Annotated in this window: 22 protein-coding genes; 12 read left to right on the top strand and 10 right to left on the bottom strand. The window is 67.2% G+C overall.

The window, feature by feature from the left end; translation table 11 throughout:
* Window positions 1-7 precede the first annotated feature (7 nt).
* The 4 genes from VFG17_RS04050 to VFG17_RS04035 are packed head-to-tail and all read left to right on the top strand — an operon-like array spanning window position 8 to window position 2295.
* Window positions 8-436 carry a PTS sugar transporter subunit IIA gene (locus VFG17_RS04050; protein WP_325028178.1) on the top strand — a complete coding sequence of 143 codons (429 nt, stop codon included), beginning with the start codon at window positions 8-10 and terminating at the stop codon, window positions 434-436.
* Window positions 433-711, top strand: a complete 279-nt coding sequence (locus VFG17_RS04045; RefSeq protein ID WP_037555414.1) for an HPr family phosphocarrier protein — start codon at window positions 433-435, stop codon at window positions 709-711. Before VFG17_RS04050 ends, VFG17_RS04045 begins: the two co-directional genes overlap by 4 nt.
* A 4-nt stretch (window positions 712-715) precedes the next feature.
* Window positions 716-1531 carry an RNA methyltransferase gene (locus VFG17_RS04040; RefSeq protein ID WP_325028177.1) on the top strand — a complete coding sequence of 272 codons (816 nt, stop codon included), beginning with the start codon at window positions 716-718 and terminating at the stop codon, window positions 1529-1531.
* Between the two features lie 53 nt (window positions 1532-1584).
* Window positions 1585-2295: an META domain-containing protein gene (locus tag VFG17_RS04035; RefSeq protein WP_325028176.1), complete on the top strand. Its 711-nt coding sequence runs from the start codon at window positions 1585-1587 to the stop codon at window positions 2293-2295.
* 105 nt (window positions 2296-2400) lie between these two features.
* Here the strand turns inward: VFG17_RS04035 and VFG17_RS04030 are convergent, their stop codons facing one another.
* From VFG17_RS04030 to VFG17_RS04020, 3 genes are read right to left on the bottom strand one after another with little or no spacing between them, the layout of a single operon-like run.
* On the bottom strand, window positions 2401-3747 hold the full coding sequence (locus VFG17_RS04030; protein WP_325028175.1) for a DNA recombination protein RmuC: 1347 nt from the start codon (window positions 3745-3747) through the stop codon (window positions 2401-2403).
* A gap of 57 nt (window positions 3748-3804) precedes the next feature.
* A complete protein-coding gene (locus VFG17_RS04025) occupies window positions 3805-4281 on the bottom strand; it encodes a vgr related protein (protein ID WP_325028174.1) in 477 nt (158 codons plus the stop codon).
* 6 nt (window positions 4282-4287) lie between these two features.
* Entirely contained in the window at window positions 4288-4824 is a 537-nt protein-coding gene (locus tag VFG17_RS04020; RefSeq protein WP_325028173.1) for a copper chaperone PCu(A)C, read from the bottom strand.
* A gap of 157 nt (window positions 4825-4981) precedes the next feature.
* On the opposite strand from VFG17_RS04020, the gene dnaK reads away from it, so the two are divergent.
* Together dnaK and dnaJ are read left to right on the top strand one after the other, a co-directional pair.
* Window positions 4982-6892 carry a molecular chaperone DnaK gene (gene dnaK / locus VFG17_RS04015; protein WP_325028172.1) on the top strand — a complete coding sequence of 637 codons (1911 nt, stop codon included), beginning with the start codon at window positions 4982-4984 and terminating at the stop codon, window positions 6890-6892.
* A gap of 61 nt (window positions 6893-6953) precedes the next feature.
* Window positions 6954-8084: a molecular chaperone DnaJ gene (dnaJ, locus tag VFG17_RS04010; protein ID WP_325028171.1), complete on the top strand. Its 1131-nt coding sequence runs from the start codon at window positions 6954-6956 to the stop codon at window positions 8082-8084.
* Between the two features lie 101 nt (window positions 8085-8185).
* Here dnaJ and VFG17_RS04005 read toward each other — a convergent pair whose 3' ends face one another.
* Complete coding sequence (locus VFG17_RS04005) at window positions 8186-10507, bottom strand: patatin-like protein (protein WP_325028301.1); 2322 nt, start codon at window positions 10505-10507, stop codon at window positions 8186-8188.
* 329 nt (window positions 10508-10836) lie between these two features.
* Between VFG17_RS04005 and VFG17_RS04000 the strand changes: the two genes are divergently transcribed.
* The 4 genes from VFG17_RS04000 to VFG17_RS03985 all read left to right on the top strand — a co-directional run bounded on the left by VFG17_RS04000 (window position 10837) and on the right by VFG17_RS03985 (window position 18068).
* On the top strand, window positions 10837-13041 hold the full coding sequence (locus tag VFG17_RS04000) for a TonB-dependent receptor (protein ID WP_325028170.1): 2205 nt from the start codon (window positions 10837-10839) through the stop codon (window positions 13039-13041).
* A gap of 2 nt (window positions 13042-13043) precedes the next feature.
* Window positions 13044-14141 carry a PepSY-associated TM helix domain-containing protein gene (locus VFG17_RS03995; protein ID WP_325028300.1) on the top strand — a complete coding sequence of 366 codons (1098 nt, stop codon included), beginning with the start codon at window positions 13044-13046 and terminating at the stop codon, window positions 14139-14141.
* A 170-nt stretch (window positions 14142-14311) separates the two neighbouring features.
* A complete protein-coding gene (locus tag VFG17_RS03990; RefSeq protein WP_325028169.1) occupies window positions 14312-16480 on the top strand; it encodes a primosomal protein N' in 2169 nt (722 codons plus the stop codon).
* A 67-nt stretch (window positions 16481-16547) separates the two neighbouring features.
* Window positions 16548-18068: a hypothetical protein gene (locus tag VFG17_RS03985; protein ID WP_325028168.1), complete on the top strand. Its 1521-nt coding sequence runs from the start codon at window positions 16548-16550 to the stop codon at window positions 18066-18068.
* Window positions 18069-18074: 6 nt separating this feature from the next.
* Here VFG17_RS03985 and VFG17_RS03980 read toward each other — a convergent pair whose 3' ends face one another.
* Window positions 18075-18833, bottom strand: a complete 759-nt coding sequence (locus VFG17_RS03980) for an isocitrate lyase/phosphoenolpyruvate mutase family protein (protein WP_325028167.1) — start codon at window positions 18831-18833, stop codon at window positions 18075-18077.
* A 112-nt stretch (window positions 18834-18945) separates the two neighbouring features.
* Between VFG17_RS03980 and VFG17_RS03975 the strand changes: the two genes are divergently transcribed.
* Window positions 18946-20529 (top strand): hypothetical protein, encoded by a 1584-nt coding sequence (locus VFG17_RS03975; protein ID WP_325028166.1) that lies wholly within the window; start codon window positions 18946-18948, stop codon window positions 20527-20529.
* A gap of 60 nt (window positions 20530-20589) precedes the next feature.
* Here VFG17_RS03975 and ada read toward each other — a convergent pair whose 3' ends face one another.
* Complete coding sequence (ada, locus tag VFG17_RS03970) at window positions 20590-21624, bottom strand: bifunctional DNA-binding transcriptional regulator/O6-methylguanine-DNA methyltransferase Ada (protein WP_325028165.1); 1035 nt, start codon at window positions 21622-21624, stop codon at window positions 20590-20592.
* Window positions 21621-22106, bottom strand: coding sequence for a DUF1203 domain-containing protein (locus VFG17_RS03965; protein ID WP_325028164.1), 486 nt, complete (start codon window positions 22104-22106; stop codon window positions 21621-21623). Before VFG17_RS03965 ends, ada begins: the two co-directional genes overlap by 4 nt.
* 102 nt (window positions 22107-22208) lie before the next feature.
* Here VFG17_RS03965 and VFG17_RS03960 point away from each other — a divergent pair, with 102 nt between their 5' ends.
* A complete protein-coding gene (locus tag VFG17_RS03960) occupies window positions 22209-23747 on the top strand; it encodes a serine protease (RefSeq protein WP_325028163.1) in 1539 nt (512 codons plus the stop codon).
* A gap of 5 nt (window positions 23748-23752) precedes the next feature.
* Here the strand turns inward: VFG17_RS03960 and VFG17_RS03955 are convergent, their stop codons facing one another.
* From VFG17_RS03955 to VFG17_RS03945, 3 genes are read right to left on the bottom strand one after another with little or no spacing between them, the layout of a single operon-like run.
* The gene (locus VFG17_RS03955) at window positions 23753-24541 is read right to left on the bottom strand and encodes an alpha/beta hydrolase (protein ID WP_325028162.1); all 789 of its coding nucleotides are present in this window, start codon (window positions 24539-24541) and stop codon (window positions 23753-23755) included.
* Window positions 24538-25071, bottom strand: coding sequence for an AAA family ATPase (locus tag VFG17_RS03950; RefSeq protein ID WP_325028161.1), 534 nt, complete (start codon window positions 25069-25071; stop codon window positions 24538-24540). Before VFG17_RS03950 ends, VFG17_RS03955 begins: the two co-directional genes overlap by 4 nt.
* Complete coding sequence (locus VFG17_RS03945) at window positions 25068-25745, bottom strand: dienelactone hydrolase family protein (RefSeq protein ID WP_325028160.1); 678 nt, start codon at window positions 25743-25745, stop codon at window positions 25068-25070. Before VFG17_RS03945 ends, VFG17_RS03950 begins: the two co-directional genes overlap by 4 nt.
* Between the last annotated feature and the right edge of the window lie 142 nt (window positions 25746-25887).

The following is a 25887-nucleotide window of genomic DNA, read 5'->3' as shown; positions in this document are numbered from 1 at the left end:
CGACTGCATGGCGCACGATAAGGCTTTGCCGCTTCTGGGAATGGTGCTCGTCACCCACGGCCGCCTCGCCGAGGAAATGGTGCGCGCGATGGAGCATGTCGTCGGTCCGCAAAGGGCCATCGCGACGGTGTGCATCGGCCCCAACGACAATATGGAAATGCGCCGCAAGGAAATCGCCGACGCGATTCGCAAGGTCGACGAAGGCCGCGGCGTCGTGATGCTGACCGACCTGTTCGGCGGCACCCCGTCGAACCTCGCGATCAGCCTGCTCGAAGCCGGGCGCACCGAAGTGATCGCCGGCGTCAACCTGCCGATGCTGATCCGCCTCGAAAGCGCGCGCAAGACGATGGAGTTGCGCGCCGCGGTGATCGCGGCGAAAGAAGCGGGCCAGAAATATATTTCGGTCGCATCGGAGATGCTGGGAGTAGGCCCTTGAACGAAAATAGCGAGACGGTCGAAATCACCAATCAGCGCGGCCTCCACGCGCGCGCCAGCGCCAAATTCGTGACCTTCGTCAGCCGCCTGCCCGAAAGCGTGTCGGTCGAGGTCGAAAAGGGCGGCAGCCGCGTCAACGGCACCTCGATCATGGGATTGATGATGCTCGGCGCCGCCAAGGGCGATTCGATCACGATCCATACGAAGGGCGACGGCGCCGACGCGGCGCTGCTCAAGCTGGTCGGGCTGGTCAAGGACAGCTTCGGCGAAGACTGACCGCATGACCGGTCGCCGTTCTACCATCGAAAGCCTCTCCAATCCGCTAGTCAAGCGGATGCGGCTGTTGCGCGAGAAGCGCCATCGCCGCGCCGAGAGCCTGTTCCTCGCCGAAGGGCTGCGCATCGCGACCGAAGCGCGCGAGGCGGGCGTGCTGCCGCAGTGGTTGTTTCTCGGCCCCGAGGGCGCGGCGCATCCGCTGGCGAAGGCGCTGGCCGACGCGACGATGGCGGCGGGGGGCGAGGTGATCGACACGACGGGCGCGATCCTCTCCAAATTGTCGGGCAAGGATAATCCGCAGACCGTCGTCGGCATCTACGCCGAACCGCAGACGACGCTCGCCGATCTCGACCGCGCCGCGGCCCCGATCTGGCTCGTCGCCGAGCGGCTGCGCGATCCGGGTAATCTCGGCACGATGCTGCGCACCGGCGACGCGGTCGGCGCGGGCGGGCTGATCCTGCTCGATGACAGCACCGATCCCTATGCAGTCGAGGCGGTGCGCGCGAGCATGGGGGCGATCTTCACGCAGAAGCTGGTGGTCGCGCGCTGGGAGGAATTTCTCCCTTGGCTGCGGCAGGGATCCGGCCAGCTCGTCGCGACCTGGCTCGGCGACGATACCGAGGATTATCAGGCGGCGCGCTATGCCGCGCCGACCTTCATCCTCACCGGCAATGAATCGCAGGGCCTGCCCCCCGCCTATGCCGCCGCCGCCGACATGCGGGTCAAGATGCCGATGCTGGGCAAGGCCGACAGCCTCAACGCGGCGGTCGCGACCGCGGTGATGGCCTATGAGGTGCTGAACCAGCGGCGGAACCGATAGCCACCACCCCTCGTTCATCGGTCGATCAGTCCCGCCGCGATAGGAGACGCCGCATGATCAGAATTGCCCCGCCCGCCCTCACGTCCGCGCTCGCCCTAGCCGCCTGCGCGCCCGCCGGTGACATGCCGCAAGGCCCCGGCGAACCGCCCGCCGCCTATATGGCGCTCGGCACCGAACCCGGCTGGACGCTCGAGATCACGCCGTCGCGGCTCAATTACGACGGCGATTATGGCGAGACCAAGATCATGGTGCCGAACCCCGGCGCGCGCGCTGTGGCGAACGGCGAACATTATGTGACCGATCGGCTGAAGGTCGAGGTCACGCGCGGCGAATGCAGCGACGGGATGAGCGACCGCCGCTATCGCGACACGGTGACGGTCGTCGCCGACGGCAAGACGGTGAAGGGCTGCGGCGGCGGGATCTTGCCGCCGACCGAGCTCGCGGGAACCAACTGGAGCTTCGTGTCGATCGGCGGGGTTCCGGTTGCGGCCGATCGCCCGACCGCGCTCGCCTTCGAAGCTGACCGGCTGAGCGGCAGCGCGGGCTGCAACCGGTTTTCGGGCGGCTATTCTCTCGCCGACGGAACACTGACCGCCGGGCCGCTGATGGCGACCAAGATGGCGTGCCCCGGCGCGGGCATGACGCAGGAAAACGCCTTTTTCGCGCTGATGCGCGGCCCGGTGAGCCTGACCTTCCCGACCGACGGGACGTTGATCCTGACGGGAAGCGACGGGCAGACGACGGTGCTGAAGCGGGTGATTTAAAACCGTCGCCCCCGCGGAGGCGGGGGCCGCCTGCGGCCTTACTCGGCGGCGTCGCGTAAGCCGCTAGCGGCCCCCGCCTCCGCGGGGGCGACGATTTATCTGCGTTCAATCGCCGTCGTTGACCGCCGCCGGCGCCAGCTTCGCGAGCGGGCGCGCCGCCTGTTCGGCGACGGGGAGCGACGGGATTTCCTTGCCGCCGGTCTCGACGTCGAGCGCCTCGAACCGCTTCGCCTGCGTCAGCACTTGGCTTTCGAAGCTGCCGACGAAGGCGTTGTACGCGCCCGTCGCCTGATCGAGATTCTTGCCGACGCGCGCGATGTGCGAGCCCATCACCGACATGCGCGCATAAAGATCCTTGCCCAGCGCCGCGATTTCGCGCGCCTGCCCCGCGAGCTTTTCCTGCCGCCACACCGCCGCGACGGTGCGCGCGATCGCGATGAGGTTGGTCGGGGTCGCGAGCAGCACCTTGCGCTCGAACGCATAGTCCCAAAGCTCATGGTCCTGATCGAGCGCGGCGGCGAGGAAATGCTCGCCGGGAACGAACATCACGACAAAGTCGGGGGTGTCGTCGAACTGGTTCCAATAGCTTTTGGCGCCGAGCGTGTTGACGTGCGCGCGCATCGCCGCGGCATGCGCGGCGAGATGCGTGACCTTCTCGCTTTCGTCGATCGCGCCGAAGGCGTCCTGATAGGCGTTGAGCGAGACTTTGGCGTCGATGACGAGGCTCTGCCCGCCGGGCACCTTGACGACGACGTCGGGGCGCAGCCGGCCGCCGTCACCATCCTGGACGCTGACCTCGGTCTGGAAATCGGCATGTTCGGAAAGCCCGCAGCTTTCGAGCACGTTGCGAAGCTGCTGTTCGCCCCAGCGCCCGCGCGCCTTCGGCGCGTTGCGCAGCGCGTTGACGAGCTTCGCCGCCTCGCTCGACACGCGTTCGGTGCCTTCGCGCATCGCGGCGATCTGACCGTGGAGCAGCCCGAAGGCGTCGCGGCGTTCGGCCTCGACCTTGCCGACGGCTTCCTCATATTTCTGCAGCCGCTCGTGGACGGGCGACAGGAGCGCCTTCAGATTCTGCCCCGCGGTCTCCTCGCTCTGCCGGAATCGCGCATCGGCGCGTTCGAGGAACGCCTTTTGCGCCTCGCCGAGCATCGTCTGCCCGACCTCGCGGAACTGCGCGGTGAGCGCCGCCTGCGCGTCCTTCAATTGCGCGATCTGCACATCGTGCGCGGCGTCGCGCGCCTTTTGCTCGCTGAGCAGCGCCGCGAGCCGGATATCGGCCGCCTTGCGCGCCTCGGCCTCGGCCGCAAGATCGGTCACCGCGCTCTTGAACCGCTCCGAAAGCCCGTCGCGCTCGGCCTTGAGCCCGCCCGATTGCCGGCCGGCGAAAAGCCAGCCGATCAGCGCGCCGATGGCAAGGGCAATAAGGGCGGCGACGAGCGAGCTTCCATCCATGAGCGGAACATAGGACGAACACGGTCCGTCTGGCTAGTCGCTATTTCTCACGGGCCATCACGCCGCGTGCCACGAAGCAGGCAAGATCGCGCGATAGGCCTCAACCCCCGGCGCGCCGCCGATGGTCATGCCCTGCGTCAGCAGCCAATAATGGCGCACGATCTCGGCCTGTTGCTCAAGCCCGTAGCGGGCGAGCGGCCAGCCGGGTTTGAGGCTGTAACCGTATGTCGCGAAGGGATGGCGCATCAGCACCAGATACCAGCGCCCGCGCGTCTGCGCCTGCCACACATGCGTCATCTCGTGGATGAACAGCCCCTTGAGCCGCTGCGATGCGGCGCCGAAATCCTCGCAATAAAGGTCGCCGTGCGGATTGAAGTGCAGGCTGCCCATCGGCGCCATCACGATGTGGCGCGGCTGGAAGAAAATCCATTTATGGTGATTCACCCGGACGCGGTCATAGGCGATCGCGTCGCCGAACACCGTCCGCGCGAGCGCGATCTCGCCAGCCGTCAGCGGTCGCGACGGGCGCGGCACCCGCGCTTATTTCTTCGCCGCGTCCGGCGCCGCCGTTTCGGCGCCCTTCTCCGTCGACCCATGATCCATCGCGCCATGATCGGCCGCGTCTGCGCTGCCTTCGGCGGGCTTGATCACCATGTCGAAGAGGATGCGTTCATTATTGTTGTTGGTGAAGACGAACGCCATCGGCAGCTTGCCCGCGCGCACCGCGGCGCCGTTGATCCCCCAGATCATCAAATGCTTGCCGCCCTGCTTGAACACCAGCTCTCCCTTGGCGGGGACCGCGGCGCGGAGCAGCGGCTTCATCGTCATCATTCCATTCTCGCGCACGCTCTCGTGCATCTCGACGCGCTGCGCGAGGTCGCTGGTCACCGCGACCAGCTCGACGTCGCGCGGGCCGCCTTCGACGCGGAAATAGCCGACCGCCGGGCGGTCCGCCGTCGCCCCCATCACGATATGGCCGCTCACCACATTGAGCGGCTGTCCGGCGCCGAGATTTTCGCCGCAGCCGGTCAAGCTGAGCGCGGCGACGGCGAGAGCGGCAAGTGCAAAGGGTTTCATTTTGGGAGGACTCCGTAAAAACGCGATATTTCGGATTTCCAGATACGCGGTCAAAACCCTTGTGCCAAGGCAAAGCGCACCTATATCGCCCCCATCAAAACCCATGGACGGCGTGCCTTTTCAGGGCGCCGAAAGAAGCAACAAGGACGTATTATCAATGGCCAAAGTGATCGGGATCGACCTCGGCACCACGAACAGCTGTGTCGCGGTGATGGAAGGCGGGAAACCCAAGGTTATCGAAAATGTCGAAGGCACGCGCACGACCCCGTCGATCGTCGCCTTTGCGAAGGATGGCGAGCGCCTGATCGGCCAGCCGGCGAAGCGCCAGGCCGTCACCAACCCCGAAAACACCGTTTTCGCCGTGAAGCGCCTGATCGGCCGCCGCTTCGACGATCCGATCACCAAGAAGGACACCGAGCTGGTTCCTTACACGATCGTCAAGGGCAGCAACGGCGACGCGTGGGTCAAGGCGGGCAACGAAGATTATTCGCCGTCGCAGATTTCGGCCTTCATCCTTCAGAAGATGAAGGAAACCGCCGAGGCCTATCTCGGCGAAAAGGTCGAGCAGGCGGTCATCACCGTTCCCGCTTACTTCAACGACGCGCAGCGCCAGGCGACCAAGGACGCCGGCAAGATCGCGGGCCTCGAAGTGCTGCGCATCATCAACGAGCCGACCGCGGCCGCGCTCGCCTATGGCCTCGACAAGACCGAGAACAAGACGATCGCCGTCTATGACCTGGGCGGCGGCACCTTCGACATCTCGATCCTCGAGGTGGGCGACGGCGTGTTCGAGGTGAAGTCGACCAACGGCGACACCTTCCTCGGCGGCGAGGATTTCGACTCGAAGCTCGTCGAATATCTCGCCGACGGCTTCAAGAAGGACGAAGGCATCGACCTGCGCGGCGACAAGCTCGCGCTCCAGCGCCTGAAGGAAGCCGCCGAAAAGGCGAAGATCGAACTGTCGTCGGCCGCGACGACCGAGGTCAACCTGCCCTTCATCACCGCCGACGCCAACGGGCCGAAGCACCTCGTCAAGACGATCACGCGTTCGGACCTCGAAAAGCTGGTCGAAGACCTCGTCAAGCGCACGCTCGAACCGTGCAAGAAGGCGATCAAGGACGCCGGCATTTCGGCGAGCGAGATCGACGAAGTCGTGCTCGTCGGCGGCATGACGCGCATGCCGCGCGTCCGCGAAGTCGTGAAGGATTTCTTCGGCAAGGAACCGCACACCGGCGTGAACCCCGATGAAGTCGTCGCGATCGGCGCCGCGATTCAGGCGGGCGTGCTGCAGGGCGACGTCAAGGACGTGCTGCTGCTCGACGTGACCCCGCTGAGCCTCGGCATCGAGACGCTAGGCGGCATCATGACCAAGATGATCGACCGCAACACGACGATCCCGACCAAGAAGTCGCAGGTCTATTCGACCGCCGACGACAATCAGTCGGCGGTGACGATCCGCGTGTTCCAGGGCGAGCGCGAAATGGCGCAGGACAACAAGATCCTCGGCCAGTTCGACCTCGTCGGCATTCCGCCCGCACCGCGCGGCGTGCCGCAGATCGAAGTGACCTTCGACATCGACGCCAACGGCATCGTGTCGGTCCACGCCAAGGACAAGGGCACCGGCAAGGAACAGCAGATCAAGATCCAGGCCTCGGGCGGGCTCAGCGACGCGGACATCGACCAGATGGTCAAGGACGCCGAGCAGTTCGCCGAAGAGGACAAGACGCGCCGCGAGGCGGCCGAGGCGAAGAACAACGCCGAAAGCCTGATCCACTCGACCGAACGCCAGATCGCCGAACATGGCGACAAGGTCGACGCGGGCCTCAAGTCCGAGATCGAAGCCGCGATCGCCGAAGCCAAGACCGCGGTCGAAGGCGGCGATGCCGCCGCGATGACCGAAAAGGCCGGCGCGCTCGCGCAGGTCGCGATGAAGCTCGGCCAGGCGATCTACGAGAAGGAGCAGCAGTCGGCCGCATCCCCCGGCGCCAACGAAGATGCCGGCGCGGCGAAGACCGACGAAGACGTCGTCGACGCCGAATTCTCGGAAGTCGAAGACGACAAGAAGTAAGAATGAAACTCTCTCCGCCGCGCCCCCATGGGTGCGGCGGAGTTGAGGGGGCTTTTGGATTATGTCGCTCGACATCGATTATTACGAACTGCTGGAAGTCGAGCGCACCGCCGACGATGCGGCGCTGAAAGCGAGCTATCGCAAGCTCGCGATGAAATATCACCCCGACAAGAATCCGGGCTGCGGCGACAGCGAAGCGCGCTTCAAGGCGATCAGCGAAGCCTATGACTGCCTGAAGGACCCGCAGAAGCGCGCCGCCTACGACCGCTTCGGCAAGGCGGGCGTCAACGGCGGCGGCGGTTTCGGCGGCAACGGCAATGCCGACTTCGGCGACATCGGCGATATTTTCGAATCGATCTTCGGTTCGGCCTTCGGTGGCGGCGGGCGCCAGCAGCGCGGCCCCGCGCGCGGCGCCGACCTGCGATATGACATGGAAATCCGGCTCGAGGACGCCTTTTCGGGCATCACGCGCGAGATCGAGGTCGACGTCGCCGCGCGCTGCGAGACGTGCGACGGATCGGGCGCGAAGCCCGGCACCGCGACCAACCGCTGCTCGACCTGCGCCGGCCACGGCAAGGTGCGCGCGCAGCAGGGCTTCTTCATGGTCGAGCGCACCTGCCCGACCTGTCAGGGCGCGGGCGAGGTGATCGCGGACCCGTGCAATTCGTGCCACGGCGAAGGCCGCGTCGACCGGCGCAAGACGCTGACCGTCAACATCCCCGCCGGGGTCGACGAAGGCACGCGCATCCGCCTGGCGGGCGAGGGCGAGAGCGGCGCGCGCGGCGCGGCGCCGGGCGACCTCTACATCTTCCTCCACATGGCGCGGCACAAGGTGTTCGAGCGCGAGGGCACGACGCTGTTCACGCGCGCGCCGATCAGCTTCACCACCGCGGCATTGGGCGGCGAAATCACCATTCCCGGGCTCGACGGCAAGAAGCATGACATCAATATTCCGGCGGGCATCCAGTCGGGCAAGCAGCTGCGTCAGCGCGGCGCGGGCATGCCGGTGCTCAATGGCCGCGGTCACGGCGACCTTGTCGTCCAGATCGACGTCGAAACGCCGACGAGGCTCAGCGCGCGGCAGAAGGAACTGCTGTGCGAGTTCCGCGAGACCGAGACCGGCGAGGAATGCCCGGCGAGCCAGGGCTTTTTCGGCCGCATCAAGGAAATGTGGGACGATCTGACGGACTAGGTGGTCCGTCGCCCCCGCGAAGTCAGGGGCCGCCGTCGGCCTTGCCCCTTCGGCGCTGCGCAAACTTCCAGCGGCCCCCGCCTTCGCGGGGGCGACGAGCTTTATCCTATCTCGCCCCTCAGTTCCGCGATCAGCGCCTTCACCTTGGGCAGCCGCTCTTCCTCCTCGTCGAGGATCGCGTGGAACGCGCGGCGCTTGATGGCCTTCAACTCGTCGGCCGCCAGCGCGCCGTCGCCGGTCACACTGCTCGCGACGATGTCGATCAACCGGTCGGCGCCGTGGAGCCGCCCCCACAGATAATCATTCTCGCGGTACGCGCGGCTGAAGAAGGCGCCGAAACTGTTGAACTCGACCCCCTTGAGCATCGCCGCCGCGCCGCCGGTGCGGATCGCGGTCGCGTCCGAAGGCGAGATGCGGTCGATCTTGATCGGGTCGAACTCGTCGAACCCCTCGCCTTGCAGCAACGGCAGGGTCGCGATGTCGTAAAAGGGATAGCCGAGGTAGGCGAGGAGCAGCGTCCGCCGATCATCCTTGGGCAGCAGCGCCAGCGCCTCGGCCATCAGCGCGTCGGCCGCGGCATCGGCGCCGATCAGGTCGCGCCGTTCGCCGATCGCGTCGATCCATGCCCCCGGCCCGGCTTCGGCGGATATATCGAGATCGGCGAACCAATTGTCGCCCTCGCGTTCGAGATAGAGGCCGAGCGCCGTGTAGATGGCGTCGCGCATCGCGTCGCACGCCGGATCGCGCGTGTCGCGCTTCGCCTCGACCACGCGGTCGAGTTCGCGCGCGAGGAAGCGCAGCCGCCGCACGCGAAAACCGAGGTCGTGGCTGCGGAAAAAGGTGACCGCATCGTCGCTCGCGCCCGACCCGCGCTTGCCCGAAATGCGGTCGAGCCCGCGCGCGCGGACCTCGTCCCAAATCGCCCCGCGCCTATTGCGGCGATGGATGTCGCCCTCGGCGGGGGCGAGCCGGTCGACCAGCGTCACCAATTCCTCGACCACCGCCGACAATTTGAGATGGCCATAGGGCGCAAAGGCGAAGCCCGCGCGCGCCGCCGCCTGAGCTTGCGCCTTGGCGCGCCATTTCCGGAGCCGGACAGGCGTCGGCGTGTCGAGAAAAAAGGTCGTGCCGAACAGCGCCGCGACCTGTTCCTCGACCTCGACCTTCATCGCATCGACGATGCGCTGCATGCGGCGGATCCGCCGCGACATACCCTCGATCGCCTCGACATTTTCGCGGATCGGCTGTTCGCGCGGAATCTCCGACAGCGCGCCGAGGATCGTCGAGAGGAAGCCCGGCAGCTTGGGCGCCCCATCCTCGGGCCCTTCGGCCGCCTCGCCCGGCTTGCCGAAGCTGATCGAGCGATAATCGGGCTTGGGGTCGATATAGACGAAGCGGCGGTCGATCTCGCGCCGCGCCGGCCGCTGCTTGAGCGCGGCGATCGCGGGGCGAAAGGGGGCGTTGGCGAGCACCGAGCCGTCGATGAGCACGCGGTCGGCGGGATCGGCCTCGCCGCTCGCCGGCAGCTGCGCGGCGAGGAAGGCGCCGCGCCCCGGCCAGTCGATCCCGCGCTTTTCGAGCACATGGTCGAGTTCGCGGAGCGTGAAGGGCGGGAAGGCGCCAGGAAAGCTCGCCGTCGCGCGCGCCGCGGCGACCAGCGCGGGGACATCGTCGATGCGTTTCCCGGTGCGGCGATCCTCGCGGAACCGCATGATCAGCCGGTGCTCCTGCTCGGTGACGCGCGGCGGGCTGTTGAGCGACAGCGGCGCGCTGTGCCCGGCAAAATCGGTCACCGACACGAACAGGTCGACGGGCTGCCCGGCGGGGACGAGCGGCGGCCCCTTGGGGGCCGCGTCCATCGCATCGAACGCATCGAGCAGCAGGTTCGAAAAGGTCGCGCCGCCGAAAGGTGGTTCGAACCAGCGTGCACGCACGAAGCGCGACAGCTTGGCGCGCACCTCGTCCTGCGCGGCTTCGCCCACGGTGCGGTCGATGACGTTGCCGCGCCGTTTCATCGCCCAGCCCGCGATCGGCACCGCCCAGAATTTCGTCGCCGCCGACAGCGCGCGCGCGTCGGGATCGAGCAGCCGGTCGACGTCGGCGCCGTCGAGCCACAGCCCGGTGAGCGGATCGAGCGACTGGCCGGTGGCGAGCGCGCGCGCCAGGAAGATGCCGTTGATCCCGCCCGCACTCGCCCCGGCGACGATGTCGGCAAGGACGCGGAGCTTGACCCCGCTCTTTTCGGCGATGTGCGCCAGCAAGTCGTGATAGACGCCGCATGCACCGGAGGGCGCCGCCTCCTCATGAAAGGCGCGTGACGCGGCGGCGAGCCGCCAGATCTCCTTGGTGATGCCGTGCATATAGACGGCGAGGCTGATGCCGCCGTAGCAAATCAGGGCGAAGCGCAGTTCCTTTTCCCGCATGGTCAAGCTGATAGCGAGGTTTGATCCGCCAAGTCACCCCTTGCGGGGTAATTGGGCCTGCTTAGGGTATTAAGCTGATGTTGCCCACTTTCTTCATCCCGGACTTGATCCGGGATCCATTCTTCCAACCGTCGCCTGAATGGACCCCGGATCAAGTCCGGGGTGACGATGAAAGAAACATCCTCCCTGTCGCGCAGCGATGGGGAGGTGGCAGCGCGAAGCGCTGACGGAGGGGCCTTGGCGTTACCGTCGCTACCCCTCCACCACCCACAAACCCCTTGCTTTTGCGAATGTGTCGCACTAGCGCGCGCTCCGAAACAGGAGTTCATATGAATCGCAAATTCGCTCTCGCCGCGCTCGCCTGCACGGCGCTTTCCTCGCCCGCCTTCGCGCAGGATGCCGCGCCCGCCGACACGGCCGCGGGCGAAGACGCGATCGTCGTCACCGCCGCGCGCACGATCCTGCCGCCGAACGCGCTGCCGCTGACGATCGAGGTGATCGACAAGACGGCGCTCGATCAGCAGATCGCGATTTCGGGCTCGGTGACCGACGCGGTCGCGACGCTGACCCCCAGCTTCTCGCCGACGCGCCAGAAATTGTCGGGCGCGGGCGAGACGCTGCGCGGCCGCGCCCCACTCTATGCGATCAACGGCATCCCGCAATCGACTCCGATGCGCGACGGCAGCCGCGACGGCTTCACCATCGACGGTTTCTTCATCGACCGGGTCGAGGTGATCTTCGGATCGAACGCGCTGCAGGGGATCGGCGGCACCGGCGGCATCGTCAACCAGGTCACCGTCGGCGCCCCGACCGAAGAGGGCGTATCGGGCCGCGCGCTGCTGCAGGCGACGGCGGATAATGAATTTTCGGACGCCGGCATGGGCGGCAAGGCCGCGGGGCTCGTCCAGTACAAGGCGGGACGTTTCGACGCCTCGGTCGGCGCGGCTTACGAACTGCGCGGCCTGTTCCGCGACGGCGAGGGCCGTCCGGTCGGGATCAACCTGACGCAGGGCGAGACGATGGATTCGAAGGCGCTCTCGCTCTTCGGCCGCTTCGGCTATGCGGTGACCGACACGATGCGGCTCGACCTGATCGCGAGCCGCTTCGAGCTCGAGGGCGACGGCGACTATGCCCCGGTCGCGGGCGACAAGGCCGCCGGACTGCCGACGAGCGCCGAGCCCGGCGTGCCGCCGGGCGTGCCCGCGACCAATCGCACCGAAAGCGTCGCGCTGTCGCTCACCGACACCGATCTGGGCGGCGGCAATTTCGTCAGCCAGATTTTCTGGAACCGCAGCCGCGACACCTTCGGCGGCGAGCCCAATCCGATCGCCAGTTTTCAGGACCCGACGATCGCGCCGGTCGGCACGCTCTTCGACCAGTCGCAGAACCGCAGCCGCAAGATCGGCGGCAAGCTGAGCTATGAGCGCGCGGTCCCCGGTTTCGAGGCACTGACGCTGATCGCCGGTTTCGACGCGCTGTGGGACACGACCGAGCAGCGGCTGATCGCGACCGACCGCGCGTGGGTGCCGCCGAGCGAGTTCCGCAGCTTCGCGCCCTTCGGCCAGGCCAATCTCAAGCTCGCCGACGGCCTTGTCCGCCTCGCGGGCGGCGCGCGCTACGAGAATGTGAAGATCAAGATCGACGATTATCGCACGCTCGCCGCGAACACCTTTGTCGCCTGCCCCGCACCGCCCGCGGTGCCCAGCGGCCCGTGCGGCGTTTCGACCTATGGCGGCGTCGACGTCGCGGGCGGCAGCCCCAGCTTCGACGACATCTTGCTGAACGGCGGCGTCATCGTCGAGCCGGCAGCCGGCATCCGCGCCTATGCGAGCTATGCCGAGGGCTATACCGTTCCCGACATCGGCCGCATCACCCGCGCGGTGAAGATCGCGGGCGTCGACATCGACAATTATCTCGACATCGCGCCGATCATATCGAACAACCGCGAGATCGGGGTCGAGGTGAAGCGCGGGCCGCTCGACGCCAGCGCGACCTATTTCTGGTCGACGAGCACCAAGGGACAACTGCTGATCGCGCGGCCCGACGGCATTTTCGACGTCGTGCGCCAGCGCGTCGAGATCGAGGGGCTGGAGATCAACCTCGCGGTCAAGCTGCCGATCGACGGGCTGACCGTTTCGGCCGGCTATGCCCATATCACCGGACGCTTCGACGAGGATCAGGACGGGGTGGTCGAGACCGACCTCGACGGCGCGAACATTTCGCCCGACCGGCTCAACCTCGCCGCCGCCTATGCCAGCGGTCCGCTGTCGGCGCGCATCCAGACGCAATTCTACTTCGCGCGCAGCTTCCGCGGCCCCGACCGCGACGCACTCAACGATTTCGAGGGCTATAATCTGACCGACGCCTTCGTCCGCTATCAGACGAGCCTCGGCGGCGTCAGCCTCGCGGTGCAGAATCTGTTCGACAAGCAATATATCAGCTACGCGAGCGACACCCAGCGGCCGACCGACAATTTCTTCAACTTCGCGGGCCGCGGCCGCACCTTCACGCTCGGTTGGGACTATCGCTTCTGATGATCAAGCTGCTCGACACGCTGCATCGCTGGACGGGGGGCCTGATCGGCCTCGTGCTCGCGCTGCTCGGCCTGTCGGGCACGATCCTGCTCTATGAGCATCTGTGGATCGGGGTGCCGGGGACGGGCGATCCGCTGCGCGGCGACCTCGCTACGGTCGCCGCGACCACCGAAAAGCTGATGGCGATGCCCGGCGCGCAGGGCATCATCTACGCCGACGAGCGTTTCGGGCTGCACCAGCTCCGCTTCGGCGGCCCGGGGAATGAGGGCGCGGGCGCCTATGCGAGCCAGTCGGGCGAAATCGCCGCGCGCTGGGCGAGCCAGTGGGAACGCCCCGAACTCTGGATCTTCGATTTCCACCACCATCTCTTCGCGGGCGACAATGGCGAATGGGTGATCGGCGTCGCGGGATTGTGCGGGCTGTTCTTCGTGATCAGCGGCGTCATCCTGTGGTGGCGCACGCGGCGGACCTTCCAGCTCCGCCTGTGGCCCAAGCGGATGAGCCGCCCCGCGATCGTGATGCACCACCGCGACCTCGGCGTCGTCGTCGCGCCGCTGCTGCTGATCTCGATCGTCACCGGCACGATGATGATCTTCCGCCCCTTCGCCCTGGGGATGGTCGCGCCCTTCGGCCCGGTCGCCGAGACCGCGAAGGCGCTCGACCCGCCGAAATACCGCGGCGGCCCGCTCGCCGACAAACCTGACTACACCGCGATGCTCGCCGAGGCGCGCCGCCGCTTCCCCGACGCCGAATTCCGTATTCTCAGCCTGCCGCGCAAGGCGGGCGACCCGATCGGTCTGCGCATGAAGCAGCCCGCCGAATGGCTGCCCAACGGCCGTACGACGCTCGCCTTCGACGCCGCGACCGGCGAGGTGCTCGGCGCGCGCGACGCGCTGAAGCTCGCGCCCGGCGCGCAGGCGTTCAACATGGCCTTCCCGATCCACGCGTCGAAGGTCGGCGGCTGGGCGTGGCGTATCGTGCTGACGATCTCGGGCCTGTCGCTGACGCTGCTCGGCAGCCTTGCGGTGTGGACCTTCTGGTTCAAGCGGCCGAAACCCGCGAAACGCCCGGTGAAAAAGGCGGCGCTGGCGTCGGCATAGGCGCCGGGCGGGTTTCTGTTTCGGGGTGGGGAGCGGACGTTGGGGAAATTTGAGCCCCTCCCCTTCAGGGGATGGGCTTTCTTTTCAAACGGCCACCTTCCGTCGAAATCCGCCTTCGCCGACCTCGGCGCTTTCCTATTTTCCCCGCGCGCCTATATCCTGCCCGACCCATGACCCGCGCCCGCGTCCTCCTCCTGACCGCCGCTCTCGGCCCGCTCGACTATCGCGTGCCGCAGGGGAGCAAAGCGCCGCTCGGCAGCGTCGTCGTCGCGCCGCTCGGGCCGCGGCGGATGGGGGGCGTGGTGTGGGAGGATGCAAGCTTCGGCGCGCCCGAGCCGGTCGGCGACAATCGCCTGCGCAATCTTTACGAAGTCGTGCCCGTGCCGCCGATCGCAGCGCCGCTCCGCCGCCTGATCGAATGGACGAGCGACTATTATTTGGCGCCCCCGGGATCGGTGCTGCGCATGGTGCTCCCCGGCGCCGCCTTCGCCGACGCGCGGCGCCCGATCGTCGAATATCGCGCGACCGGCGAGCTGCCCGCGCGGATGACGCCGCAGCGGACCGTCGCGCTCGAAAAGATCGGCACGCGGCAGGGGCTGGTGCGCGAACTCGCGGCGCTCGCCGAGGTCAGCGAAGCGGTGATCCGCGGGCTCGTCAATACCGGCGCGCTCGAGGCGGTGAGCGTTTCGGCCGACCAGCCCTATCCCGAACCCGATTCGGGCTTCGCGCCGCCCGACCTGTCGGACGAGCAGACGGCGGCGGCGGAGCAGCTTCGCGAGGCGGTCGCCGCCGCGAAGTTCGAGACCTTGCTGCTCGACGGCGTCACCGGATCGGGCAAGACCGAAGTCTATATGGAAGCGATCGCCGCCGCGATCGATGCGGGCAAACAGGCGCTCGTGCTGCTTCCCGAAATCGCGCTCACCGAACCGATGCTGACGCGCTTCGCCGCGCGTTTCGGCTGCGAACCCGTCGCCTGGCATTCGGGGCTGCGCTCGACCGAGCGCCGCCGCACGTGGCACAGCATCGCGGCGGGCGAGGCGAAAATCATCGTCGGCGCGCGATCGGCGCTGTTCCTGCCCTATGCCCGGCTCGGCGTGATCGTCGTCGACGAGGCGCACGAGACGAGCTTCAAGCAGGAGGATGGCGTCCATTATCACGCGCGCGACGTCGCGGTGATGCGCGGCGCTTTCGAGGGCCTGCCGGTGGTGCTCGCGAGCGCCACCCCCGCGCTCGAAAGCCTCGCGATGGTCGAGGCGGGGCGCTATCGCCATATCGTCCTGCCCGCGCGCTTCGGCGGCGCGACCCTGCCCGATCTCGCGGCGATCGACATGCGGGCCGACCCGCCCGACCGCGGCCGCTGGCTCGCGCCGCCGCTCGTCGACGCGCTCGCCGACCGCTTGCAGAAGGGCGAGCAGAGCCTGCTCTTTTTGAACCGCCGCGGCTTCGCGCCGCTGACTTTGTGCCGCACCTGCGGCCACCGCATCCAGTGCCCCAATTGCACCGCGTGGATGGTCGAGCACCGGCTCGTCCACCGCCTCGCGTGCCACCATTGCGGGCATGTGATGCCGCCGCCGCGGCTCTGCCCCGAGTGCGAGGACGAGGACAGCCTCGTCGCCTGCGGCCCCGGCGTGGAGCGCGTCGCCGACGAGGTCGCGCTGCGCTTCCCCGAAGCAAGAACCGCCATCGTCACCTCGGACACCCTCTGGTCGCCCGCGAAAGCCGCCGAATTTGTCGACAATGTCGAGGGCGGGCTGGTCGACATCATCATCGGCACCCAGCTCGTCACCAAGGGCTATCATTTCCCCAACCTCACGCTCGTCGGCGTGGTCGACGCCGATCTCGGGCTCGACGGCGGCGACCTCCGCGCGTCGGAGCGCACCTTCCAGCAGATCGCGCAGGTCGCGGGGCGCGCGGGGCGCGGGGTCAAGCCCGGCGAAGTGCTGATCCAGACGCGCGTTCCCGAGGCCCCCGTCATGGCCGCGCTCGTCGCGAACGACCGCGACGGCTTTTATTCGGCCGAGGCGGCGGCGCGCAAATTCGCGGGCGCGCCGCCCTATGGCCGCTTCGCAGCGCTCGTCATCTCGTCGGAGGATATCGAGGTCGCGCGCGGGCAGGCGCAGCGGCTGGGCGCGAAGGCGCCCGTCGCCGACGGCCTCGCGGTCTATGGCCCCGCCCCCGCCCCGCTCGCGATGCTGCGCGGCCGTCATCGCTTTCGCCTGCTGCTCCACGCGCCGCGCAGCTTCGATCTGCAGGGGACGATCCGCGACTGGGTGAACAGCGTCGAATGGTCGACGAAGGCGCGGCTCGCGATCGACATCGATCCCTACAGCTTTGTCTAGCCAGCAGAGGGCTTTACAGTCCGGCAACTCCCTGCCAGCATGGCGGAAGTAAAGCTGGGGGGCTTTCATGATCAGGATTTTGATATCGGCGGCAGCGATGGCCGCGGCACTTATCGCAACTGTCGCCGAAGCACGCTGGCTGCGTTCGGAGACCGACAGTTTCATCATCTACAGCGAAGGCAACGAAAAATCGTTGCGCGAATTCGCCTCGACACTTCAGCGTTTCGACGTGGCGCTGCGCCTGCTGCTGGATGTCAAGGAACAGGGCGAATCCAACCGTCTGCCCATCTACCTGCTCGCCTCGACCGGCGAGGTCGCGAAACTCTACACGGGCTCGCGCTCCTCGTCTTTCGTCGGCTTCTACCGGACCGGCCGCGACGGCAGCTTTGCGGTATCGCATCGGGAGAATGGCGGCCGCTCTCGCGGCACGTCGGCGTCGCAGGAAACGCTGTTCCACGAATATGCGCATCATTTCATGAAGCGCTATCGCACGGGCGCCTATCCGGCGTGGATCATCGAAGGGTTCGCCGAATATTATTCGACCATCGATTTCGACAAAAATGGCAAGGCGCTGATCGGCAAGCCCGCTTATGGCCGCCAGTACGGCCTTGTTCAATTGCCGCAGATTCCGGTCGAGACGCTGCTCGCGACCGACCCCCATTCATTGAAAACGGTCGGCCAAGTCGATGTCTATTACGGGCGCGCCTGGCTTCTGACCCATATGCTGTTCCACGACGCGCCGCGCGCGGGGCAACTCGTCGCCTATGCGAGAGCGATCAATGCGGGCACCGAAGCCGAGCAAGCCGCGCGGCAAGCGTTCGGCGATCTCGATCAACTCGACAAGGATCTCGCAGCCTATCTCCGGCGCCCGCTCAGCTATCGCATGACCAAGGACGCGATTCCTGTTCCCACCAATATCTCCGTGACTGCATTGCGCCCCGGCGAGGACGCCGTGATCCCGCTCCGGCTCGCACGGCTGAGCGCCCGCCCGGGGGACGATAGCGGCCGTGCGGTCCGCGACAGCCTGCGGAGCCTCTCCGCAACGCATGCGGGCGACGCGGCGGTGTGGTTCGAATATGCGGCTGCGGAATGGGCTCTCGACAAAGACACCCGCGACCTCGCCGCGGTCCGGAGCGCGCTCGACCGCGCGATCGCGATCAAGCCCGATCATGTCCGCGCCAATGTCTTGCTGGGCGAGCTATTGATGCACGAACTCGACAGCAAGGGCGACTATGAGGATACGCGCTGGGAAAAGGCGCGCGAACCGATCACTCTTGCGAACAGGACCAATCCGGACGATCCGCTACCGCTCTACATCTATTTCCAGAGCTTCCTCGATCAGGGCAAAACACCGCCGGACATTGCGATACAGGGGCTCGAACGGGCGTTCGGGCTCGCGCCGGAAAATATCGAGTTGCGGGTCGCCCATGCGTTTGCGCTCGCCAACCGGGGTCAATTCACCTCGGCGATCAGGCTGGCACAATCGATTGCGTTCGACCCGCATATGGGGGCGCAGGCGCGGCCCTTTCTCGAACAATTGCTGCGGATGCGCGACCAGCGCCACGGTGGGACGGGCGGGGCCGAATAGCTTCGCTCAATAATCGGGTTCGGCGCCGCCCATCACCTGTCCGGCCTGCGCCGCGAGCCAGCCCATCGCGGCCGCCCAGGGCTGGTGCCCGTGGCTGATCCGCGCAACGCCCAAGGCTGCGAGTTCCTTGTGCGTCGGGCCGCCCTTGCCGCGCAGGATGTTGACGGGCAGCGGCGACGCGTCGCAGATCGCGCCGATGCATTTGGGATCGAGCAGGAAGGGCACGAACAGCGAGCCCGCCCCGGCGTCGGCATAGGCGCGCGCGCGATCGAGCGTCGCGGCGACGAGCGCGTCGCCGTCCTTCGCCGCATCGGCGCCGCGAAACGTGTCGCAGCGCGCGTTGACGAAGAGGCCGGTGTCCGCCGCGGCGCGATAGCGCGCCACCGCTTCGGGGATCGCGAGCAGCTCGGCGGTGCCGGGCAGCCGGTCCTCCATATTGATCCCCGCGGCGCCCGCATCCCTCGCGCGGCCGACCGAGACGCCGACCGCTGCCGGATCGGCGCCATAGCCCGATTCCATGTCGATCGTGACCGGCAGGTCGGTGACCGCGAGGATGCGGCCCAGATTCTCGAAGACATCCTCAATCGGGAAATCCTCGCCATCGGCGCGGCCCTGCGCGCCCGCGACGCCGAAGCTGCCGGTCGCGATCGCCTTCGCGCCCGCGCCTGCCACCGCCTTCGCGCTCCCCGCATCCCAGATGTTGACGAGGATCAGCGGGTCGCCGGGAATATGCAGGGCGCGGAAGGCGGCAATCTTGTCGGTCATCGTATCTTCTCCTTTGATTTTTCGCTGGGCGGCTTCGGTGTTTGGTGGCGCGGTTGAAGCATTTGTCCGGCTTGATATAGATAGGCGCGGAATTTTTACCGGGGGAAACAAAGTGATCGCATATCTGAACGCCGCCCTGCGCGGTGGTTTCGCCGTTGCGCTGCTCGCTTTCGGGAGCGTGGCTCACGCCGAATGGTGGGAAGCCGAAACCGCGCACTTCATCATCGTTTCCGAAAGCAGCAAAGCGGATACCGAACGCTTCGCGACGCGGCTCGAGCGTTTCGACAACGCGTTGCGCTATATGCAGGGGCTTCCGATACCCGGCCCCGACATCGGCGAGTCGAACAAGGTCCGCGTCTATCGCTTTGGCGACACCGACGACATCGGCCGCCTTGCCGGCACTTCCGGCGTCGCGGGCTTTTACATTCCGCGCGCCGGTGCCGCCGTATCCTTCGTTCCGGCAGTCGAGAGCCAGCGCGACCGCTTCAGCCGCCATCTCGACCAGCGCGAACTCAACCAGAAGACGGCGCTGACCGCCGAAGGCATATTGTTCCACGAATATGTACATCACTTCATGCTGCAGAAATTCAGCACCGCCTATCCGCACTGGTATGTCGAGGGCTTTGCCGAACTTTACGGCACGCTCGAACTGCTCGACGGCGGCGCCTTCCGCGTCGGCGACGTCCCGCAGCACCGCGGAGACGACCTGTTCGAACTGCCCGGCATCCGGCTCACTCGCTTGTTCGATCACAACAAGCGGCTCGACGGACAGGAATATTATCAATCCTATTCGTTCGGCTGGATGATCGCCCACTATCTGAATTTCAACAAGGCGAGGCAGGGGCAGCTCGCCCAATATCTGAAGGCGCTGAACGCCGGTGAGGACAGCCTGACCGCGGCGCAGCGCGCGTTCGGCGACCTCGACACGCTGCAGGACGAACTGCGCGACTACAAGAGCGGGCCGTTCCCGACGCTCAACGTCAAGCCGGCGGACTATGTCGCGCCGAAAGTCGATATGCGGCGCCTGACAGCGCCCGAGGAAGCCGTGATCCAGGCGCATATCCGGAGCGAGCGTGGTGTCTCCGAGCGTCAGGCGCGCGCCGTCGCGGACGACGTCGACGGCATGGACAAAAAATATCCCGACAGCCTGCCCGTGCAACTGATCGCCGGCGAGGCCTATACCGACGCCCAGCAATTCGCGAAGGCAGAGACCGCGCTGAAGCGGGCACTCGTTCTGGATCCGGAATCGCAGGACGCCCAGGTGCTGATGGGCGGCCTGTTCATGACGCGCGCCGAAGAGGAGAAGAAACCGGCGCTCTATGCGACGGCGCGCACCTGGTTCGCCGAGGCGTACCGGCTCGACCCCAAGGACCCGCGCGCGGCGATCGGCTATTATATGTCCTTCTATGAAGCGAAGGAGCCGATCCCCGAACCCGCCCTCATCGCGCTCGAAAGCGTGTTCGACTATTCGTCCTACGACGATGGTTATCGCATGGTCCTCGCGCGCCAGCTGCTCAACGAAAACAAGGGCAAGCTCGCGCGATCGGTCCTCGCCCCCCTCGCCTTTTCGAGCCACAAGCAGGAAAAGGCGAACAAGGTCGCCAAGGTGGTCGACGAGATCGACGCCGGCCAGATCGACGCGGCGCGCGCCACCATGGCGGGCATTTTCGCCGATCGGGAAAAGGAAGACAGCTAAGCGGGCCGCGTCAACCAGTAGCGCCGGGCCGTATGTCGCACTGCCCGGCGCCACTGTCGCTCAGCGCCCTTCGCGCTTCAGCAATTCTTCCTTGATCGGCAAGCCATAGGCATAGCCGCCCAAGGACCCGTCACTGCGCACGACGCGGTGGCAGGGGATCAGCACCGCGACATTATTCGCGCCATTGGCGCTGCCCGCCGCGCGCACCGCGGCGGGTTTGCCGACGGCGGCGGCGATGTCCGAATAGCTGCGCGTCTCGCCCGCCGGAATTTTCCTGAGCTCGCGCCACACCGCTTCCTGAAAGGCGGTGCCCTTCACGTCGATCGGGATATGGTCGAAGCCGTTCACCGGCGCCTCGACCGCGTCGACGACCTGCCCCAGCAGCGCGGCGAAGTCATCGCCGCCCTCGACCAGATCGGCCGCGGGAAAACGCTCCTCCAATGCCTCGCGTCCCTCGGCGAAGCTCAGGCGGCACACGCCCTTGTCGGTCGCAGCGACGAGCATGTCGCCGAGGCTGGTCGGCACCACCGCCCAGTGGATCGTCGCGCCCTTGCCGCCATTGACCCACGCCGAAGCCGTCATACCCATGCGTCCCTCCATATTCTCGTAAAAGCGCGACGGCCCCGAAAAGCCCGCGTCGTAAATCGCGTCGGTCACCCGATTGCCCTCGCTCAGCGCGGCGCGCGCGCGCTCCTCGCGCAGCGCGCGGGCATAGGCGGCGGGCGACAGGCCGGTGTGACGAGTGAAGACGCGCTGGAAATGCGTCGGCGAATAGCCGGTGCGCGCGGCGAGATCGGCGAGCGCGAGCGGTTCCTCGCTTTGCTTGATCGCGGCGATCGCCTTGATTACCGCGCTTTCGTCGCGCGCGACGTCATCGGGCAGGCAGCGCTTGCACGGGCGGAGTCCCGTCGCGCGCGCCGCGGCGCCGTCGGCGAAGAAACGCACATTCGCGCGCAGCGGGTGGCGTGCGGCGCAGCTCGGCCGGCAATAGATGCCGGTGGTGAGCACGCCGGTGACGAAGCGTCCGTCGAACGCCTTGTCGCGCGCCTGCACCGCCGCCCAGCGGTCGTCGTCGGTCATCAGGTCGCGGCTCATTTCTCGCTCCTCTGGGGCTCGTCCCTTTCGATCCGCGCGGCGAAACAACCGTAGGCGGCATTATGGGCATCGATATAGGAAACGCCCGCATCCTCGAACAGGTCGCGGATCGCGCTGTCGGCCTCGCCCGGCGCTGCGAGCCGCGCGGTTTGCAGCATGCCATCGGCGCCGAAGGCGCGCAGCGCAAGCGGGCGGCCCTCGAACACCGGCGGGGTTTCGCCCTGATAGCGCGCGGCCGCGACGCCCGCCCGGACATAGATGGCATAGGCGCTGCGATAGGGCGTCGCGACATCGTGGCTGGTGTGGTGGAGCAGGATCAGCTCCTCGCCCGCCTTCGCATCCTCCAGGCTGATGCGGCACGGGAAACCGCGGTCGGCGGTCGCGGTGACGCGCCGCGCGTTGATCGCGGCGAGACCCGCGTCGTCGAACGCAAACAGGGGCGTAAAGCGATCGGGGCAAAGCCCCTCGATCAGATAGGTCATCGAAAACATCCTTTCTCGGCTGTCGGAAAGGGAATGCCACGGCGCGATCCGCACCGCGTCCCGATGCTTGCGTTCAAAGCGTGCGGCTCTATTTTGCGCGCCATGACCCGCCTGCTCACCCTGCTGCTCGCCCTCTTCGCCCTCACGCTTCCGGCGCGCGCCGCCGACGATATCAGCGCCGCATCGCGCAGCGTCGTGCGCGTCGTCACCGTCGCGATGATGGATGGCGAGGTCGTCGGTTTCGGCCACGGCAGCGGCATCGCCATCTCGCCGACGCGCATCGTCACCAACGCGCATGTCGTCGAATCGGCCGCGCGCTACCCGGGCAATGTCGCGCTCGGCGTCGTTCCGTCGGAGGGGCAGAAAAGCTATGCCGGCAAACTGATCGCGATCGATACCGCGCGCGACCTCGCGCTGGTCGAGATCACCGAGGGGCGGCTGCCCGCCGCCGCCATCTACACCGGCCCGCTCGAATCGGGCGCCGACGTCGTCGCCCTGGGCTATCCCGGCAATGTCGACCTCGCGACCGCGCGCAGCGCCAACGACTATATCACCCCGCGCACCCCGACGCGCAGCGAGGGCAATATGTCGAATATCCAGACGGTCGACGGCGTCGCGATGCTGATCCATACCGCGAAAATCTCGCGCGGCAATTCGGGCGGTCCGCTCGTCGACCAGTGCGGGCGCATCGCGGGCATCAACACCGCGATCACGCGTGCCGACGACGGCGATTCGCCCTTCGCCTTCGCCATCGCCGGGCGCGAGCTGATGCGCTTCCTCGCCGATGCGGACCAGCAATATACGAGCGTCGGCACCCCCTGCCTGTCGATGGCAGAGGCCGACGCGCGGAGCCGCGCCGCGATCGACGCCGAAGCGCGCGCCGATGCCGAGGCCAATGCCGCGAAAAACGCCGCCGCGAAGCTCGACCGCGAACTCAGGGAGGCGCGCGCCGAGGACGAGGCGCTCGCCGCGCGCGAGAATCGCATCGCGCTGGCGGGCGTGCTGTTCGTGATCGGTGCGCTCGCGGCGGGCGCCGGGCTGATGTTCTATGGCCAGAAGAATATGCGCAAGGCCAAGATCGCGGGCGGCACCGGCGTCGCGCTGATTCTGGTCGCGGCGGTGCTGTTCGCGACGCGCCCCGACGCGCATGCCGAAATCGCCGAGGAGGCGGCGAAGACGCCCGCCGCCGACGCACCGAAGCTCGCGCAGGGCAGCCTGCTCTGCACGATCCGCCCCGACCGCAGCCGCATCACCGTGTCGGCGACGACCGACGTGCCGATCAGCATCGGCAAGGGCGGCTGCGTCAACGGACGCACCCAATATACGCGGGGGCCCGACGACCGCTGGCAGCGCATCCTCGTGCCCAACGAGGAGGCGACCGTCACCGTCGCGTCGATCGATTCGGCGGGGCGCGACTATCGCGTCGAACGCTATCTGCTCGACGCCGAAACGATGGCGAAGGCGCGCGAGACGCGTGCCGCCGTCACGCTCAAGAGCTGCACCGCCGACCCCGACGAACTCGCGGGGCTGGCCGCGCAGCAGGACGCGATCCGCAGCGCGCTTCCCGGCACCCCCAACGAACGGCTGGTCTATCGCTGCCAGCCGGCGACGGGCGCGGCGGCGACATCACCCGGCGACTGACGCGGTCAGCGCAGCCCGTCGACCCATCGGGTCAGGATCGCCTGCGCGGGCGCGGTATAGGCGAGTTCGTGCCCCGCACCCGCGACGCGCGCGACCGTCGCATCGGGACGCGCCTCCGCCAGCCGGTCCAGATGGTCGGGGGTGACGAGCGTGTCGGCGTCGCCGTGCATCAGAAAGACCGGCGCCTTCACGCGGCGCAGCTTCGATAGATTGTCGAAGCGGTCGCGCACCAGCCAGCGCGGCGCGAACGGCGCCTGACGCCGCACCGCCGCGGGCAGGTCGGACAAGCCCGACACGAGGATCAGCGCGGCGACGTCGTGCCGCAGCGCGATTTCGGTCGCGGGGCCCGAACCGATCGAATTGCCGACGACGGCGATATTATCCGCCGCGACCCCCGCTTCGCCCAGCCAGCGCATCGCCGCTTCGGCGTCGCGATAGAGTCCGTCCTCGCCCGGCGAACCCGGGTTGCCGCCATAGCCGCGATATTCGACGAGCATCAGGCCGTGCCCCGCGGCCGCCGGCCCGCGCGTCGCCTCGATCGCGCCGATCATATTGTCGCCATTGCCGTGAAAGAAGAGGATCGTCTTTCGTCCCGGCGCCGCGGGGCGATAGAAGGCCGAGAGCCGCAAGCCGTCGTCGGTTTGCGTGTGGACGAGCCGGAAGCCGGGCAGGGCTTCGTGCGGATAATCGCGCGGCGCGGGAAAGATGATGCGCCGCTGCTGGGTGTAGAGCAGCGCGGTCGTCACCAGCGCGAGCACGACGAGGAAGACCAGCAGATTGACCGCGAACTTCATCGGTCCGCCAGTTCCAGACCCTCATATATGCGGATCGCCGCTTCGCCCGGCTCGACCGCGCCGGTGTCGATCGCGATCGCGGCGGGCAGCGGCGGATAGGCAAAGGCGTCCTGTGCCTCCAGCTCGCGCAGCAGCGCCAGCGACGATAATTTACCGCTCGCCTGCCGCGATGCGGCCTCGACCCGCGCCGCGACCGTTTCGGGCGCACAGTTGAGCGCGACGAAATCGACCCGGCCGCCCGCCGCTTCGACCAGCGCCACGACGCGCGCCGGAAAATCGGGGGCGACGCTTGCCTCGGGGTGGAAGGTGAAGATCAGCGACCGCCGCTCGGCGGCGGCGGCGCGAAACACGTCCATCCACATCGCTTCGCGCAGTTCGACAAAGGCCGGGCTGCCGAACGGAAACACCGCGAGCAATGCGTCGACGATGAGGTGATTGTGGAACAGCGGCAGGCTGCTGCGCGCCGCCAGTTCGCGCGCCACCGTCAGCTTTCCCGACGCCGCGGGGCCGTGGATGAAGACCAGCCTCATCCCCCGCACGCCCGGAACAGCATCAGCGTGCGTTCGCGCGCGAGCTCGCTCGACGGCTCGTGATAATCCTTGCGCCGATCGCTGTTGAAGCCGTGCCCCGCCTCATAGACGAAGATTTGCGCGGTCGGATGCTGCTTCGCGATCAGCGCCTCGACCCCCGCCATCGGGATGCCGCCATCGAAGCGCCCGAAATGGGCGATGGCCGCGCAGGCGGGCGCCTGATCGGCGAATTGCGTCGGAACCAGGCTGCCATAATAGGCGGATGCTGCCGCGAGGTCGGGGCTGATCTGCGCCATCCGCCACGCGACCGAGCCGCCATAGCAATAGCCGGTGATGAAGACGGGGCCCTTCCCCTTCAGCGCGTCGATGCAGGTCTGCGCATCCTTCAGGCTCTGCTCAAACGGGTGCAGCTTGCGCGCGAGTTCTACCGCGCGTTCGAACTGCGGCCCCGAATAGTCGCTCTCGAACCCCGGATGCTCGCGGTCGAACAGCGCGGGCGAGAGCACTTCATAACCGTCGGCGGCATATTCGTCGCAAAGCTCGCGGATATGGTCGGTGACCCCGAAAATCTCCTGCACCAGCACCAGCCCGCCGCGGCGTTCGCCCAACGGCTGCGCGTGATAGACAGCGATTTCGGCGCCATCGTCCATCATCATCGCGATCATCTCGCCCATCGATTTCCCTCTCGTCCGTTCGTGCTGAGCCCGTCGAACCACCGTTCTTCTTTCTTTCAACCTTTGAAGGAAGGACGGCCCTTCGACAAGCTCGGGGCGAACGGCAGAGGGATGGCGGTTTGAGTCCCCAACCCCCGCCTTG

Source organism: Sphingopyxis sp. (assembly GCF_035686825.1).
Taxonomy (GTDB): Bacteria; Pseudomonadota; Alphaproteobacteria; order Sphingomonadales; family Sphingomonadaceae; genus Sphingopyxis.
The sequence above is the reverse complement of the archived record's forward strand: the minus strand, read 5'-3'. Positions and strand labels throughout refer to the sequence as shown.

Excerpts from the sequence above, each read along its gene's own strand:
- VFG17_RS04050 (WP_325028178.1), top strand. The coding sequence starts at position 8 with ATGGCGCACGATAAGGCTTTGCCGCTTCTGGGAATGGTGCTCGTCACC.
- VFG17_RS04040 (WP_325028177.1), top strand. The coding sequence starts at position 716 with ATGACCGGTCGCCGTTCTACCATCGAAAGCCTCTCCAATCCGCTAGTC.
- VFG17_RS04035 (WP_325028176.1), top strand. The coding sequence starts at position 1,585 with ATGATCAGAATTGCCCCGCCCGCCCTCACGTCCGCGCTCGCCCTAGCC.
- VFG17_RS04030 (WP_325028175.1), bottom strand. The coding sequence starts at position 3,747 with ATGGATGGAAGCTCGCTCGTCGCCGCCCTTATTGCCCTTGCCATCGGC.
- VFG17_RS04020 (WP_325028173.1), bottom strand. The coding sequence starts at position 4,824 with ATGAAACCCTTTGCACTTGCCGCTCTCGCCGTCGCCGCGCTCAGCTTG.
- dnaK (WP_325028172.1), top strand. The coding sequence starts at position 4,982 with ATGGCCAAAGTGATCGGGATCGACCTCGGCACCACGAACAGCTGTGTC.
- dnaJ (WP_325028171.1), top strand. The coding sequence starts at position 6,954 with ATGTCGCTCGACATCGATTATTACGAACTGCTGGAAGTCGAGCGCACC.
- VFG17_RS04005 (WP_325028301.1), bottom strand. The coding sequence starts at position 10,507 with ATGCGGGAAAAGGAACTGCGCTTCGCCCTGATTTGCTACGGCGGCATC.
- VFG17_RS04000 (WP_325028170.1), top strand. The coding sequence starts at position 10,837 with ATGAATCGCAAATTCGCTCTCGCCGCGCTCGCCTGCACGGCGCTTTCC.
- VFG17_RS03990 (WP_325028169.1), top strand. The coding sequence starts at position 14,312 with ATGACCCGCGCCCGCGTCCTCCTCCTGACCGCCGCTCTCGGCCCGCTC.
- VFG17_RS03985 (WP_325028168.1), top strand. The coding sequence starts at position 16,548 with ATGATCAGGATTTTGATATCGGCGGCAGCGATGGCCGCGGCACTTATC.
- VFG17_RS03980 (WP_325028167.1), bottom strand. The coding sequence starts at position 18,833 with ATGACCGACAAGATTGCCGCCTTCCGCGCCCTGCATATTCCCGGCGAC.
- ada (WP_325028165.1), bottom strand. The coding sequence starts at position 21,624 with ATGAGCCGCGACCTGATGACCGACGACGACCGCTGGGCGGCGGTGCAG.
- VFG17_RS03965 (WP_325028164.1), bottom strand. The coding sequence starts at position 22,106 with ATGACCTATCTGATCGAGGGGCTTTGCCCCGATCGCTTTACGCCCCTG.
- VFG17_RS03960 (WP_325028163.1), top strand. The coding sequence starts at position 22,209 with ATGACCCGCCTGCTCACCCTGCTGCTCGCCCTCTTCGCCCTCACGCTT.
- VFG17_RS03955 (WP_325028162.1), bottom strand. The coding sequence starts at position 24,541 with ATGAAGTTCGCGGTCAATCTGCTGGTCTTCCTCGTCGTGCTCGCGCTG.
- VFG17_RS03950 (WP_325028161.1), bottom strand. The coding sequence starts at position 25,071 with ATGAGGCTGGTCTTCATCCACGGCCCCGCGGCGTCGGGAAAGCTGACG.
- VFG17_RS03945 (WP_325028160.1), bottom strand. The coding sequence starts at position 25,745 with ATGGGCGAGATGATCGCGATGATGATGGACGATGGCGCCGAAATCGCT.